This window comes from Rhizobium sp. WCS2018Hpa-16, from assembly GCF_031843705.1.
Classification (GTDB): domain Bacteria; phylum Pseudomonadota; class Alphaproteobacteria; order Rhizobiales; family Rhizobiaceae; genus Agrobacterium; species Agrobacterium tumefaciens_C.
This window is the reverse complement of the sequence record NZ_JAVTIX010000007.1, coordinates 133,257-147,750: the sequence shown is the minus strand read 5'-3', so window position 1 is coordinate 147,750 and position 14,494 is coordinate 133,257. Positions and strand designations below refer to the sequence as shown.

16 protein-coding genes are annotated in these 14,494 nt (G+C 57.8%); 7 read left to right on the top strand and 9 right to left on the bottom strand.

What is annotated here, in order from left to right:
- The first annotated feature begins 127 nt into the window (after positions 1 to 127).
- The 4 genes from RQI55_RS18885 to RQI55_RS18870 all read left to right on the top strand — a co-directional run bounded on the left by RQI55_RS18885 (position 128) and on the right by RQI55_RS18870 (position 2,538).
- Positions 128 to 766, top strand: coding sequence for a 2-dehydro-3-deoxy-phosphogluconate aldolase (locus RQI55_RS18885; RefSeq protein ID WP_311273252.1), 639 nt, complete (start codon positions 128 to 130; stop codon positions 764 to 766).
- A 96-nt stretch (positions 767 to 862) separates the two neighbouring features.
- Positions 863 to 1,564 (top strand): tellurite resistance TerB family protein, encoded by a 702-nt coding sequence (locus tag RQI55_RS18880; RefSeq protein ID WP_192067064.1) that lies wholly within the window; start codon positions 863 to 865, stop codon positions 1,562 to 1,564.
- Positions 1,565 to 1,651: 87 nt separating this feature from the next.
- A complete protein-coding gene (locus RQI55_RS18875; RefSeq protein WP_311273251.1) occupies positions 1,652 to 2,335 on the top strand; it encodes a GNAT family protein in 684 nt (227 codons plus the stop codon).
- Positions 2,332 to 2,538, top strand: a complete 207-nt coding sequence (locus tag RQI55_RS18870; protein ID WP_192067068.1) for a hypothetical protein — start codon at positions 2,332 to 2,334, stop codon at positions 2,536 to 2,538. Before RQI55_RS18875 ends, RQI55_RS18870 begins: the two co-directional genes overlap by 4 nt.
- Positions 2,539 to 2,543: 5 nt before the next feature.
- On the opposite strand, the gene RQI55_RS18865 is transcribed toward RQI55_RS18870, so the two are convergent.
- From RQI55_RS18865 to RQI55_RS18845, 5 genes are all read right to left on the bottom strand, one after another.
- The gene (locus RQI55_RS18865) at positions 2,544 to 2,786 is read right to left on the bottom strand and encodes a hypothetical protein (protein WP_192067069.1); all 243 of its coding nucleotides are present in this window, start codon (positions 2,784 to 2,786) and stop codon (positions 2,544 to 2,546) included.
- Positions 2,776 to 3,063 carry a hypothetical protein gene (locus RQI55_RS18860; protein WP_192067071.1) on the bottom strand — a complete coding sequence of 96 codons (288 nt, stop codon included), beginning with the start codon at positions 3,061 to 3,063 and terminating at the stop codon, positions 2,776 to 2,778. The genes RQI55_RS18865 and RQI55_RS18860 overlap by 11 nt, the downstream gene beginning before the upstream one ends.
- A gap of 34 nt (positions 3,064 to 3,097) precedes the next feature.
- Complete coding sequence (locus RQI55_RS18855) at positions 3,098 to 4,201, bottom strand: nickel/cobalt transporter (RefSeq protein WP_311273250.1); 1,104 nt, start codon at positions 4,199 to 4,201, stop codon at positions 3,098 to 3,100.
- Positions 4,195 to 4,842, bottom strand: coding sequence for a DUF1007 family protein (locus RQI55_RS18850; RefSeq protein ID WP_311273249.1), 648 nt, complete (start codon positions 4,840 to 4,842; stop codon positions 4,195 to 4,197). Before RQI55_RS18850 ends, RQI55_RS18855 begins: the two co-directional genes overlap by 7 nt.
- 89 nt (positions 4,843 to 4,931) lie before the next feature.
- Positions 4,932 to 5,825, bottom strand: coding sequence for a LysR family transcriptional regulator (locus tag RQI55_RS18845; protein ID WP_311273248.1), 894 nt, complete (start codon positions 5,823 to 5,825; stop codon positions 4,932 to 4,934).
- Positions 5,826 to 6,366: 541 nt separating this feature from the next.
- On the opposite strand from RQI55_RS18845, the gene odc2 reads away from it, so the two are divergent.
- On the top strand, positions 6,367 to 7,500 hold the full coding sequence (gene odc2, locus RQI55_RS18840; RefSeq protein ID WP_042617638.1) for an ornithine/lysine decarboxylase: 1,134 nt from the start codon (positions 6,367 to 6,369) through the stop codon (positions 7,498 to 7,500).
- A 197-nt stretch (positions 7,501 to 7,697) separates the two neighbouring features.
- Positions 7,698 to 8,264 (top strand): GNAT family N-acetyltransferase, encoded by a 567-nt coding sequence (locus tag RQI55_RS18835; RefSeq protein WP_042617637.1) that lies wholly within the window; start codon positions 7,698 to 7,700, stop codon positions 8,262 to 8,264.
- A gap of 85 nt (positions 8,265 to 8,349) precedes the next feature.
- Here the strand turns inward: RQI55_RS18835 and RQI55_RS18830 are convergent, their stop codons facing one another.
- On the bottom strand, positions 8,350 to 10,161 hold the full coding sequence (locus RQI55_RS18830) for a HAMP domain-containing methyl-accepting chemotaxis protein (RefSeq protein WP_192067079.1): 1,812 nt from the start codon (positions 10,159 to 10,161) through the stop codon (positions 8,350 to 8,352).
- A gap of 375 nt (positions 10,162 to 10,536) precedes the next feature.
- On the opposite strand from RQI55_RS18830, the gene RQI55_RS18825 reads away from it, so the two are divergent.
- Positions 10,537 to 11,226, top strand: a complete 690-nt coding sequence (locus RQI55_RS18825) for an OmpW family protein (protein WP_042617635.1) — start codon at positions 10,537 to 10,539, stop codon at positions 11,224 to 11,226.
- An 85-nt stretch (positions 11,227 to 11,311) separates the two neighbouring features.
- Here the strand turns inward: RQI55_RS18825 and RQI55_RS18820 are convergent, their stop codons facing one another.
- From RQI55_RS18820 to RQI55_RS18810, 3 genes are all read right to left on the bottom strand, one after another.
- A complete protein-coding gene (locus tag RQI55_RS18820; RefSeq protein ID WP_192067081.1) occupies positions 11,312 to 12,304 on the bottom strand; it encodes a WD40 repeat domain-containing protein in 993 nt (330 codons plus the stop codon).
- 111 nt (positions 12,305 to 12,415) lie between these two features.
- Positions 12,416 to 13,516: a GTP-binding protein gene (locus RQI55_RS18815; RefSeq protein WP_311273247.1), complete on the bottom strand. Its 1,101-nt coding sequence runs from the start codon at positions 13,514 to 13,516 to the stop codon at positions 12,416 to 12,418.
- A gap of 78 nt (positions 13,517 to 13,594) precedes the next feature.
- Positions 13,595 to 14,419: a creatininase family protein gene (locus RQI55_RS18810; RefSeq protein ID WP_243255074.1), complete on the bottom strand. Its 825-nt coding sequence runs from the start codon at positions 14,417 to 14,419 to the stop codon at positions 13,595 to 13,597.
- Between the last annotated feature and the right edge of the window lie 75 nt (positions 14,420 to 14,494).

Below are 14,494 nucleotides of genomic sequence, written 5' to 3'. Positions count from 1 at the left end.
GGCACCGTAGCGCAAGCTTGCGTCATGAAACAGTAATCAAATCGAAATATTTCATTTTGCCTCGACACTCGCGGTTCGGCGCGGTAATTAGACCCCAATTCAATCGATTCAATGAGGAGACATTGCCATGGCCCAGGATTCTGAAAAGCTAATTTCCATCCTGCAACTTCAGCCGGTCGTGCCTGTTCTCATTGTGGAAGACGCAGCCTCTGCCGTGCCGCTGGCCCGCGCATTGGTGGCAGGTGGCCTGCGTGCCATCGAAATCACCATGCGCACACCGGCAGCACTGGACGCCATCCGCGCCGTTGCCGATGAAGTGGAAGGCGCCAATGTGGGCGCGGGCACCGTTCTCAATTCCAAGGATTTCGATGCTGCCGTGAAGGCTGGCTCGACCTTCATCGTCAGCCCCGGCGTCAACAAGAGCGTTCTGGAAGCGGCCAAGGGCTCCAAGGTTCCGCTTCTGCCGGGTGCGGCCACGGCCAGCGAAGTCATGCATCTGCGTGACAAGGGCTATAAGGTTCTGAAATTCTTCCCCGCCGAACAGGCCGGTGGCGCGCCTTACCTGAAGGCGCTTTCGTCTCCGTTGGCCGATATCAAGTTCTGCCCCACGGGCAGCATCTCGCTGAAAAATGCGAAGGATTATCTGTCGCTGCCAAACGTCATCTGCGTTGGCGGTTCCTGGGTTGCGCCGAAGGAAATGATTGCGGCGGGTGAATGGGATGGCATCACCAAGCTGGCGGCTGAGGCTTTCGCCCTTCGCGGCTGAGGCGTTTCGTTCACGACGGCGTGAACGGTGCGGCCATTTGTTTTCCGCTTCGCACTTCCTATCTCCTATTGATATTGAACCCAGCAGGAGATTTGAATGTTCGACGCGAAGAAGCTTCTAGACCAGTTTTTGGGCTCTAACGTACCGGGCCTGTCGGGAAGTGTGCGGGACCGGGCCGGACAGGCCACGCAAATCGCGAAGAACAATCCGATGAAAGCAGGCGCGATTGCCGCCGCTCTCTTCGGCACCAAGACCGGCCGCAAGCTGGCTGGCAATGCCGCAGCCGTTGGCGGCATCGCCGCCATCGCGGGGCTTGGCTATCTCGCCTACAAGAATTACCAATCCGGCCAGGCGCCAAAATCCGTGCCGCAGCCGCAGCCGACGCAGGAGCTTTTGCCGCCGCCGGTCGATTCGCCGTTTCATCCGCAATCGCCGACGCTGTCCAACAACTTCGCGCTGACGCTGGTGCAGGCCATGATTGCCGCGGCCAAGGCGGATGGCCATATCGATGCGGCAGAACGCGCCCGCATCATGGAAAAGCTTCAGGTTTCCGAACTGGATCGCGAGGCGGAAGCCTTTATCGAAAAAGAACTGGCCGATCCGCTCGATATCGATGCGCTGGTGGCAGCAGCCCAGACTGAAGAGCAGAAGGTGGAGATCTACACGGCGTCTCGCCTGACAATCGAGCCGGACAGCCGGGCAGAGCGCGGCTATCTCGATCTTCTGGCAGGTCGTCTGGGTCTGCCGGATGCGCTGGTGGAGCATATCGAAGCCACGGTCTCTGCCGCCAAGGTGTGATGCCGTCTGCGGGCAAGTACGCCAATTCCTGTTGTCTTTGCCCGCCGCCTGCCATAAGTCTCTCCCGTCATGTTACGGGGGAGCAGAATGCGCGATCTAGCCCAGTTCAAAGGATGTCCGCCACCAAAGCCGGTGCTGCTCAAGGGCCGTTTCGTAACCGTCGCACCCTATGACCGGGCGCAGCATCTCGACAGGCTTTGGGATGCGCTGGGTGGCGCGGGCACCAATGATCTCCTGAAATATTTTCCGCAGGATGCCTTTGCAGACGCCGCCGCCTTTGGCGACTGGCTGGATGCCGCACAGGCCGGTTCAGGCTGGGTAACCTTCACCTTTATCGAAAACGCCACCGGTAAGGTTGTCGGCATGGCGAGCTATATGCGGCCTGAGCCGAAATACGGCGTGGTGGAAGTTGGCTCCGTTGCCCATGGTGCTGCCATGAAGCGTTCGCCGCTTGCCACCGAAGCGCATTATCTCTTGGCACGCCATGTGTTCGATACTCTCGGCTACCGCCGCTATGAGTGGAAGTGCCACAATGAGAACGAGGCGTCGAAGGCAACGGCTGCGCGTTACGGCTTCCAGTTCGAAGGCATCTTCCGCCAGCACATGGTTTCCAAAGGGGCCAACCGAGATACGGCATGGTTTTCGATGATCGATGCTGAATGGCCTGTTCTGCGCGAGGCCTTCGAGACATGGCTTTCGCCTGATAATTTTGGGACAGACGGCCTGCAAATCCGCAAGCTGGAAGATATCAGGGCAGGGCTATCCGCATGAACGGCAAAAGCACATCCGCAGCACTCGCCGCCGTCGCCATCGTCCTTGGCTTCGGGTTTCTGTTCTACATTATGCCCACCGTCACCCTGTGGCTGGCGGAACACTATTCCGTCTGGGTCGCCGCCGCGTTTGATACGGTTGCGGTTCTCGCATTCTTCCTGATCTTCTGGCTGCGGGCGCGGTATCAGCGGCGCAATCACTAGGATATCTACAGCATGTATCCCAAAAACAAGCCGTAGAAGATGCCATGAAAGAGCGCTCGGCTAATCTTTCCGCCTGCGCCGCCGTCAATCGACCTGAACTCTAAATATAATTCTGCGGCTTTGATCATGCCAAAGATGATCACCACCGCCACGATGACCCAGATACCCGTCAGAAAAAGCATACCGATAATTGAAGCGATGGCGACAAGCACCGCAAAACCAGTTTCGGCACGCTGATTATTCCTCATCTGTCCGGTCACCTCTGAAACGCTTCGCTATAGACCCACGAAAATTCTGGATTCGTGTTCCAGTTTGCGGCGGCGTCGATGGCGTGCGAAATTTGCCGACCAAATATTCACTGATCAATCCGATGACGAAAGCCGCACTGAGGCAGGCGGTTACAAGAAACCAAAATTGGCCATATGCCGCGAGAGATAAATCGTATTGATTGATTAAAGCGAATCCCAGGACAAAGCCCACCGCTGCGCAGGCGATTGCGCTTGATGTGACTACGATCTCTTTCATCAATCGACTGCTTATCACAGCCCCCACTTTCGCTTCACGCCTGCAGTGCTGCCCCCAGCAAGCCAAGCCCCATCAACAGCACGAAGACGGCGCCTGCGATTTCGATGGCGTGGGTGATGCCTGCGGCTTTGCGGCTGCCGGTTCCGGCAAAGCGCACCGCGATGTCCTTGGCCTTGACGGCAAGGCAGGCCAGCAGGGACACGGTGATGGCGGTGCCGAGTGACATGGCGATGACCGAGAGGACGCCGCCCAGCAGCAGGCCGTTCAGGATTGAAAAGCTCATGACGATGATGGCGCCGGAGCAGGGGCGAAGGCCGACCGCGATGATGGCTGACCATGCTTCCTGCAGGCTGAAGTCTTTGGACCTGAGCATGGACGGGTCTGGCGCGTGGGCATTGCCGCAGGTGGTGCAGATTTCGCCAGTGCCGCTCTGGGCGTGATCGGCAAAGACCGGCTGGCCCTGAAAACGGAGGCCAGAGCCCATGCCTTTGCGGGCGATGCTGGTGGTGGCAGCGCTTGCGGAAAAGCTGCTGGTTTCCAGAGCAATTGTCGGTGCCGGGCCAGCACTTTCCATGGCAAGGGCTGGAGCCTCTGTCCGGCCTGTCATCAGGCTGTAGAGCTTGCGAAACAGCAGCCATGCACCGAACAGCGCGACCATGGCGAAGCTGGCGATTTCCATGGCCTGCGTCGCCCTGGTCATGGTGATGGAGGTGCCGCGCAGCACCAGATAGGCCGCACCGACGAGGCCGATGGCGACGCCGCCTTGCAGCAGAGCGGAGACGAAGGAAATGAGGATGCCGCGTTTTAGCTGGGTTTCATTGGCAATCATATAGGACGAGATGACCGCCTTGCCGTGGCCGGGGCCTGCGGCATGGAACACGCCATAGGCAAAGGAGAGGCCGATCAGCGATGTCAGCGCCCATGGGTCTTCCCGCATGGCGCGCAACGCACCGGTCAGGGCGCGATAGAACATCTGCTGGTGAACGTTGATCCACTGGAAAAGCGGCGCCAGCGGCCCGCCGATGGAGATGGAGGGCTCAGCCGAGCCGATGCCGAGCGGGGATTGCGCATGGGCCACGCTGACGGCGGCAAGCACCAGTCCCAGCGCCACGAAGGTGCCACCCAGTCTCCTCAGCATGTCAGCTCCAGTCGCGTGGCAAACAGCTTGGTCATGTCGGTGCCTGTGGGATCGTTGAAGAAGGCGTCGGTCAGATTGTTCTGGTTCTGGGAGATGATTTCATCCGGGTCCGGGCGCACCACCTTGTGCTTGCAGGCGGCGAGATGCGTGCCTTTCACAACGATGTCGGTATCCTTGGCGAAATCGATGGCCGTATAGAGCGTCGGGTCCCATGCGCCGAAGGTCAGGACGCCCTTGACCGGAAGGGGTGCTTTCGGCTTGACCGAAAAGAACATCAGGACCTGATTGTTCTGGTAATCCACATGGATCGTATCGGGCTTGTCGAAATCGACAGGTTTTCCGTTTGCCGTGATGAAGGTGTAATAGGAAAATTCGGCAAGCGATTCGTGAACGGTCGCGCCGATTTCGCCCAACTCTTCCTTGTCGAGTTTCGCGTCGCTGTTCTTGTCGTAGTCCATCACGACGCTTGCGGAAAACATCTCATCGAAGCGCCAGACATTGCGCACTTCGGCGATGTTGCCATCGGCACCCTCGATGATTTCCATCCTCGCTTCGGCAAAAATATGCGGGTGCGCCATGGCGCTCAAGGGCGCAAGACAGAGGGGCAGGCATGCAGCCAGTGATATGATCGCTTTTTTCATGGATGCCTGTCTGTCTCTTGTCTGGGGTGTTTCTATGATTCTAGCGGAAATTGGGACCGAATTTCGGCCTTGCTGTTTTGGGTCCGAAATCAGCCGTGCGTTTTAAACCAGTTGGTCAGATAGTCCACAAAGCTTCTGACCTTGGCGGGCAGATAACGGCGGTGCGGATAGACAGCGTAAATGCCGCGATCCCGGGAAATGTAGTCGTCAAACAGGGTCACGAGTTCGCCTGAGAGAATATAGGGTTTGGCAATGAAATCGGGAACGATGGCGACGCCAAGGCTGGTGCGGGCCGCGCGTAGGGTCGCTTGCGGGCTGTTGACCTCAATTGGGCCGTTGATGGCCACCGAATTGGTGCCGCCGCCGGGTTCGAAATAGCGAATGTGATTGTGGAAGCGCGAATTCGTATCCACGATGCAGGGAACCCGGCCCAGATCCTGCGGGCTATCGAGCGGGCCATAGCGTTCCATGAAGTCGGGTGTTGCGACCGCATAGACGCGAAAATCCGCCAGCTTCTTGGCGATCATGCCCGAATCTTCCAGCTTGGTGATGCGCACGGCCAGATCGAAGCTTTCCTCGATCAGATCGACGAATCGGTCTTCGGCCACGATTTCCAGCACGAGGTCGGGGTTCTCCTTGGCGAAATCGATGAGGCTCTGGCCAATATCCGCATCGATGAAGGTGCGCGGCACGGAGATGCGCAGCTTGCCCTTCAGGTCGGCATTTTTCTCGCGCACCAGATCGGCCAGATTGTCGATTTCTTTCAGGATATCTGCGGCGGTGCGATAATAGGTGTGGCCCGCTTCGGTCAGCGAAAACTGCCGCGTGGTGCGGTTGAGAAGCAGCGCGCCGAGATCGTCTTCCAGCTCGCGCACATATTTGGACAGCAGCGCTTTGGAGCGCCCGGTCTTGCGGGCGGCGGCGGAAAAACCCTCCGCTTCGACAACATCAATAAAGGCCCGGATACGGGTGAGAGTGTCCATTAAAGTCTCCAATTCGCTCACAATTGTGAACGGTCAAGCCCCAGTGTTCAGCGATAAAGTATTCTGCCAAAAAAATCTGCATCGTGATGAAAAATTCCCTTGATTGTTACAGCGAATATTCCTATCTCCCGGTTGCCCAAAGTCGCACGTGCCCATGTGTGTCCGCCGACCCTCGATGTGGTGAGGAGTTCGGTAAGGTACCTGGAATTAACCCCTCCAGTCGCTATTCCGGCCAACCGGAAAATGCGAGGACATATGAAGCAACGACGGTGCGGGCCTTTCTGGTTCTCTGCCGGCTTTCCATCAGCCGGGGTACTAAAGAGGCACACCATCATTGCCGTAAGTGCGGTTGGGTATGATTCCCTCCAATCCCATGGCAGACAAAGCCGAATGATGCTCCTGGCAGGGCGTTGTTCACAATTGCGCCTTGAGCGTATGCTATTGATTCAGCGTCTCCACCGGCTGGAACATTCTGCATATCTTGAGCGCCCTTTGTCCTCTGGAATTTTTCCAGAGCCGGAACATTTTAGGGAATACAACGATGACGACTGCACGCATCATTGACTTCATCAAGACCCGCCGCCCAGAAGGCCCTTGCCTCGTGGTTGACCTTGACGTTGTGCGCGATAATTTCCATGCGTTCCGGCACGCTCTGCCAAACAGTGCGATCTATTATGCCGTGAAGGCAAACCCTGCTCCTGAAATTCTCAAGCTGCTGGCCGGCCTGGGCTCCAGCTTCGATTGCGCCTCCGTGGCTGAAATCCAGATGGCGCTCGATGCAGGTGCGACTTCTGACCGTATCTCCTACGGCAACACCATCAAGAAGGAACGCGATGTTGCGCGCGCATTTGCGCTGGGCATCGATCTCTTCGCCGTTGATAGCCATGAGGAAGTCGAGAAGGTTGCCCGTGCAGCCCCAGGCGCTCGCGTATTCTGCCGCGTTCTGACCGATGGCGAAGGCGCCGAATGGCCGCTGTCGCGCAAGTTCGGTTGCGTGCCGCAGATGGCTGTCGATGTTCTGGTCTATGCCCATCAGATGGGTCTGGAATCCTACGGCGTTTCCTTCCATGTCGGTTCGCAGATGATGAACCTCGACGCATGGGATGCTGCCCTTGGCGATGCAAAGCGCGTGTTCGCTTCGCTGTCCAAGCAGGGTATCCACCTGCAGATGGTGAACATGGGCGGTGGCTTCCCGACGAAGTATCTGCGCGATGTGCCTGCTGCCGAAGAATATGGCCATGCCATCGACACGGCGCTGCGCAAGCACTTCGGCAACCAGATTCCACGCACCATCATCGAGCCGGGTCGCGGCATGGTCGGCAATGCTGGTGTCATCAAGGCGGAAGTTGTGCTGGTTTCGCGCAAGTCCGACAATGACAACCACCGCTGGGTTTTCCTCGACATCGGCAAGTTCGGCGGCTTGGCCGAAACCATGGACGAGGCCATTCGCTACCCGATCCGCACCGAGCGGGACGAAGATGCGATGGAGCTGTGCGTTCTGGCGGGTCCAACCTGCGATAGCGCCGACGTGCTCTATGAGAAGAACATGTATCCGCTGCCGGTCTCTCTGACCATTGGCGATGATGTTCTGATCGAAGGTACGGGCGCCTACACGACCACCTATTCGGCGGTTGCATTCAACGGCTTCGAGCCGCTGAAGTCCTACGTGATCTGAGTGAATGCCGCCGGTCTTTAAGGGCAGGCGGCATTTTCAGACGTCTCCCGTTCCGGCTTAAGTTTTCCATGCCTGGCGCAAACCCTGCTTGCCGCACCTCTTTCCAGCCGAGGTAGGGCGTGGTTCAGCGGGCCGGAACGGTTTCAACATTTTTTTGGGTGCCGCTTTCGTGGGCGGCTTGGTGACGGGAGGCCGGGATGGCCGCTGTTCTCAAATCTGTACGTGCATTTTTCACGCCGCAGACATTTCATATCGAAGCTGAAAATCCTGGTGATGTGGTTGCCCGCGAGAACCTGCTGGACCGCGTCATGGGCCCGGGTCGTCGCCGCAAATCATCCGAGAAGCTGCGCGCCGGGCGCGTTCCTGCCGAAGGGCTGGCGCTGGTTGCGCGCGATGAGGATGGTCACGTGATCGGGACCGTCCGCCTGTGGAATGTCGAAGCTGGAGTAACGCGCGAGGGACGTCCGGTTTCGGCCCTTCTGCTTGGGCCGCTTGCGGTGGACTGCGCCCATGAGGGCAAGGGCATCGGATCTGCCCTGATGCGCGCCGCCATCGGTGAAGCTGCCAAGCGCGACCACGGTGCCATTCTTCTGGTGGGTGATGCTCCCTATTATGAGCGCTTCGGCTTTTTTGCCGGTCAAACCCAGCATCTTGTCATGCCCGGCCCATTCGAGCGTTCGCGCTTTCTGGCGCTGGAGCTGAAAAGCGGCTGGCTGGATGGCGCGGCTGGCATGCTGGTGGCGAGCGGGCGCAAGTTTTCCTGATATCGCAGGTGGTTTGATCGGTCAGACATGGAAAAGAGGGCTACGCGCCCTCTTTTTTTATCGGTAAACGCCGTGACTGAGCCATCTATGCTGCGCGTCTGGAAGACACGGCTGCGGGCTCGATGCTGAAGCGGCTGACCATGTCCGATAGCGCCTTGGTCGCCTCTGCAATGGAATGGCTGACCGCGTTTGTCTCTTCCACCATGGCGGCGTTTTGCTGGGTCATCTGGTCCAGCGCGTTGACGCTGGCGCTGATTTCCTGAAGGCCGACGGATTGCTCTCGGGCAGCGGTGGCGATGTTGTCGATATTGGTATCGATGCGGGAGACGAAATCCTCGATCCGCGTCAGCACCTCGACGGTGGATTGCACGAGGGTTACGCCGCTTGCGACTTCATCTCCCGATTTGCCGATGAGAACCCTGATTTCCTTCGAGGCCTTTGCCGAACGCTGGGCGAGTTCGCGTACTTCCTGCGCAACGACCGCAAAGCCTTTTCCAGACTCGCCTGCACGGGCTGCCTCTACGCCAGCATTCAGCGCCAGAAGATTGGTCTGGAAGGCGATTTCGTCGATGACGCCGACGATGGATTCGATTTCTCCAGACGCGCCTTCGATGCGTTGCATGGCGGATATGGCTTCGGTGACGACGCTTGCAGACTTCGAGGTGGACCGGCGCGCTTCCTTCACCAGATTGCGCGTATCATCGACACGCGCCGTAGATGTCTTGACGGTGGAGGCGGCTTCTTCCAGTGCGGCTGCGGTTTGTTCCAGTGCTGCGGCTTGCTGTTCCGTGCGGCGTGACAGATCGTTTGCGGAACCGTGCATCTCGCTGCCCTGGGCCCGCAGGTGTTGGGCTTCTGAGAGGATCTTTCCCATCGTTGCTTGCAGGGTGCGCACCGAGGCGTTGAAATCTGCGCGCAGGGTTTCAAACTTGGCGTCGAAGCTGTGGTCGAGTGTCGAGCTTAAATCACAATTGGCGAGATTTTTGAGGCCATGTCCCAGATGCTGGATTGCGAAGCGCAGCGCATCTGCCTCGGCAATGCGTTCTCTTTCCCGTGTCTCGCGCTCCATGCTGGCGGCGCGGCGTGCTTCTTCCGCTTCACTTTCCAGCTGACGCTTGGCGAGGCCAGCATCTCTGAACACGGCAAGCGCCCTTGCCATGGCACCAATTTCATCATGCCGGTGAATGTGGGGCGGCGCTTCCTTCAGGTCGCCTGCGGCCATGCTCGTCATGGTCTGCGTGATCCGCAGGATCGGCTTCATGGCGCGGCGGCGCAGGAAGACGGTCGAGGCAATGGACAGGAGGACGAGGATATATCCCAGCGTGTCGTTGGTCGTTTTCAGGAATGAGGTCTGTTCCGCCGCCTCGACTTCCTTCTGCTTGCCATAGACGGTGCCCATCTCGACCAGCTGATTGACCGCCGCTTCATGGGCATGGAATGTCTTGCTCAAGGTGTCGAGCGATGCCGGAATTTTTGCCGCTTCGCCGGAGGCAAGCGCTGGCAGTGTGTCCGTATCCAGCGTTGCCCAGAAGGCGTCGCCCTTGATGAGAACATCGTTCTGCAAGGCCTGTTTCAACGTGTCCGGCAGGGTCGTCGTTTTCCAGTATTCACGGCGCTCCTTATATTGGCCCTTCAACACCTTGATACGCTCGATGTTTTGCGGCAGCCTATCCGGGTGGAGGGCGCCTTCATTGGTCAGCGCATAGGTCTCGATGAGATAGAGCGGTGGTGGCAGGATATCGGCAATCAGGTCCTTGCTATCGATGATTTCCTGATAGATCGGGCCGTTGACCTTCAGCGTATCGAGCGCGAAAGAACCCACGAGAAGCGTGATGGTAATGCCGGTTGCCAAGGCGATGCCACTGGCCGTTATGATCGCTGAAATCGAAAGTTTCATAGGGGAAAGATCCAAGGAAATACAGGGAAGCGGCGTGCTACTTTTCGAAATTCTGAATGGGGGTAAGTATTTCAAGTACAGATGCAGTGTTCAATGACTGCAACTATTGGATAAAAATATCTATAATTGATTAACTACAATAATCGCTCTTCGCATTGATATCTTTGAATAATCTTAAATGCTAATACGCTCTATGTGCGTGACCAACCCCCAATTTTCCTGTCCGGGTTTTGATCTCCCTCAAATGATGATTTTGATCTGCATGTTACGTGCGGGCAGGGTGTGGCTTGCAGCAATGGCTATGGGTTTCCAAGGTCGAGGGGCCAAAGGAGCCGATGTTGCAAAGCACCTCTTCGATAGATCAAGGAGAGAAAAATGTTCGCCAAATTCCGCAAAGCCATCTTTTTGGCATCTGCTTTCGCTGTTGCGCTGCCAGCGTTTTCCCAAGCCGCTGACATGGCGCCGACCGCGCCCGTGCCCACAGCCGAAGAGGCCATTGCTGCGGCAAGCCCATGGATGATCCGTGTGCGCGGCCTTGGCGTGATGACCCATGACAGCGGCTCGATCAACGGCGTGCCCGGCGCAGGGCTTGAATATTCGGACACCGTTATTCCGGAATTCGACGTAACCTATTTCTTCACCGATAATATTGCCGCCGAACTTATTCTTGGCACGACCTTCTCCAAGATCAACACGACAGGCGCGCTGGGTGAGATTGATGTCGGCAAGACATGGCTTTTGCCACCAACGGTGACCTTGCAATATCACTTCACCAATTTCGGTGCCTTCAAGCCTTATGTGGGCGCTGGCCTCAACTATTCGCTGTTCTACAACCAGTCTGAAAAGGCAGGTTTCCACAATCTCGACGTCAAGAACGACTTTGGCGCGGCGGTGCAGGTTGGTTTCGACTACATGCTGACGAAGAACTGGGGCGTGAACTTCGATGTGAAGAAGATCTTCCTCGAAACGAAGTGGAGCGCCACGCATGACGCGCTGGGTGATATCAGCGGCAAGGCCAAGCTCGATCCGTGGTTGATCGGTGCCGGTGTGACCTACCGCTTCTAACCCTCTGGGAGGGTGCCACCGAGGTGGTCAGGGAGGCACTGCCGCGATATGCGGCGGTGCCTTTTTGCCGTTGAGGATTTGAATGTTACGTCTTGATGTCGATGATGCCGCAATCGCCAGCTTCCGATGCGAAGGCCAGCAGGTTGCCATTGTTGCTCCAGTCCATGGACGTAATCGCGCCCTTGCCAGGGCGACGCAGCAGGGCTTCCTTCTCGTCGGCGAGACGCACGCCCAGGATCATGCCATCCGCAAAGCCGACGGCCAGCACTTCATCTGCCGGGTGGAAGCAGACATTGGTGACCATGATGTTTGCGCGGGTGCCAAGCTCCAGCGGAGCCTTGCCCATTGGGCCATCCTTGCCGGAGAAGGGCCAGACGATGGCCGCCGGTGCGCCAGATGATGCCAGCCACTTGCCCTTGTGTGACCACGAGATGGATTTGACCTTGGCGGGATAGCCGGTCATGCGCATGTGGCGCGCTTCCATGCCGCCCTTGGTGGCCTCCATCTTCCAGCCATGCAGCGCATTTTCCTGCATGGTGGTGACGAGGAATTTGCCATCTGCGGAGAAGGTGACGCCGGTATGGGCGCCTTTCCAATCGAGATCGACAGGATCGCCAGCGCTGGCCACCCAATGAAGCGTGACGCCATTGTAGCGGGCAGCGGCAATGCGCAGGCCCTTGGGCGCAAAGGCGATGCCCTCAACGGTACGGTCTTCCTTGAATTCCTTGACGGTGCCATCACCCAGACGCACGAAGCTGGACTTACCAACGCCGTATGCGATGGCGTTTTGCGGGCCGCCTGCGACAACGCTGATCCATTTGCGCGGCACATGGGCAAGCTCGATGACAGAGCCATCATGGCCGATGCGCAGCACCTTGCCATCTTCACCGCCGGTGAGAAGCGTGGCGCTGTGCGGATCGCGGGTGCAGGTCAAAAGGCCCTGATGTGCCTCGACAACCTTCTCGCCGCCATCCAGCCGGTGGATGGTGCCTGCGGCGGTGGCAAACAACGGAACTTCGCCCAGAAAATGCGCCGCGACGACGTGGCCTTCGAGGTCAAGAGGAGCAACGGTGGGCATGGGTCTCTAGTCTTTCCATGGTTGTTGTCGTCAGTCGTGAAAAAGTGCACCATCACGGTGCACTCCTTGTGGTCGTCATATCAGGGCGTGCCGCAATGGCACTTTTTAATATCAGGCCGCTGCCATGCAGGCGTTGAAGCTGTTTTCCAGCTTCTCGCGATCAAGATCGCGGCCGATGAAGACGAGGCGGCTTTCGCGCTTTTCGCCTTCTTTCCATGCACGCTGGTGATCACCTTCGATGATCATGTGAACACCCTGAACGACATAACGTTCCGCATCATCCTTGAACGCAATGATGCCCTTGAGGCGCAGGATCTTCGGGCCATCTGTCTGCGTGACCTTCTGGATCCACGGGAAGAAACGATCGGCATTCATCTCACCGCCGCGCAGCGAAACGGACTGAACCGTGACGTCATGGATGGGCGAGGCGGCGTGGCTGTGGCCATGATCATGGTGGGCATGATCGTGGTCATGGTGATGGTCGTGATGATGGTGGTCGTGGCTGTGGTCATGTCCACAATCTGGACCGCAGACATGATCGTCATGCTCTTGCGCGAGGAAATCCGGGTCGTTTTCCAGCGCCCGTTCAAGGTTGAACGCGCCCTGATTGAGAACATGAGCGAGATCAACGCCGGAGCGGGTTGTCTTGTGAATTCGGGCGGACGGGTTGATGGCGCGAACGACATCTTCAATCACGGCCAGTTCCTGCGGCGTGACGAGATCGGTCTTGTTGATGACGACAACATCGGCAAAAGCGATCTGGTCTTCGGCTTCGCGGCTGTCCTTCAGGCGCAGCGGCAGGTGCTTGGCATCGACAAGCGCAATAACCGCATCCAGTTCGGTTTTGGCGCGCACATCGTCATCCATGAAGAATGTCTGTGCGACGGGAACAGGATCGGCAAGGCCTGTGGTTTCCACGATGATGCCATCGAAACGGCCGGGACGGCGCATCAGGCCTTCCACCACGCGGATAAGGTCTCCGCGCACGGTGCAGCAGACGCAGCCATTGTTCATTTCGTAGATTTCTTCGTCCGATTCCACGATCAGGTCGTTATCGATGCCGATTTCGCCGAATTCATTGACGATGACGGCGTATTTCTTGCCGTGATTATCCGACAGGATGCGGTTGAGGAGCGTGGTCTTGCCCGCGCCCAGATAGCCCGTCAAGACGGTTACGGGAATGGGCTTTGATGTCGGTGCTGCTTCGGTCATGATGAACCTCTGATATAAAAGAGCCGGATGATGGCTTTGAAAGCGTTGCTGTTCATATAGGCGTGTGGGGAAGTGAGTTCAAAGAGAATCTGCCGAAGATTTTTGAACCGAGCTTTCAAGCAAATTCATGTCGAAGGCGGAAATGTCCGCTAGCAGCTCCACCAGACCCGACACCGAATGCGCGATAATGGCCTCGCCCTTTTCAGCGGTTGCGGCGGCGGCATTGCCCGCTACGCCTTGCCTGTTGAGGTCCGACATGCGCCAGCCGAAGGCGTGCTGGCCATAGGCGCGCAGGTGCTTGAAGCGGTTGGAAAACTCCGTTTGTGCGGAGGGGAAATTTTCAGCCCTGTCCATCTTCACCCGATGCGGCTGCAAGGCCAGCATGACCGACGTTTCGATATCGCCACCATGGATATCGATGGCCTTGCATTGCGGGGTGATGATGCCGGGCGGCATGCCGAAGCGGGTCCAGCTGGTGGCGACCGCCAGCATATCGAAACGGACACGCGCTTCGGTGGCGACGATGGTCATCAGCGGAGAATTGCCGCCATGGGCATTCAGCATCACGAATTTGCGGATGCCCTTGCGGTGCTCGTTTTCGGCAATTCCAAGCCAACGATGCACCGCCTCATCGAAGGACAGCGTCTTCGTGCCCGCCACATCCATATGCTCGACGGAATAGCCGACAGGCTCTGCGGGCAGGAAGTGGATGGGCGCATTGGGCAAAAGCGTCTGTTTCAACCTCTCGACAATGCCTTCCACGATCAGCGTATCCGTCTCGAAGGGAAGGTGGGGGCCGTGCTGCTCGTGTGCGCCCAGCGGCAGCACGGAAATGGTCTCGTTTGGCCCATCTGCTGGGGCTGTTACGTTATTGTCGTGAATATGCGTATATGTGTCTGGCATCTGGCGATCCGCGCCTGCATTCGTTAAGTGTTACCAAGAACATATCGTCGTCCGGGACTTCAGGAAAGGCATTTG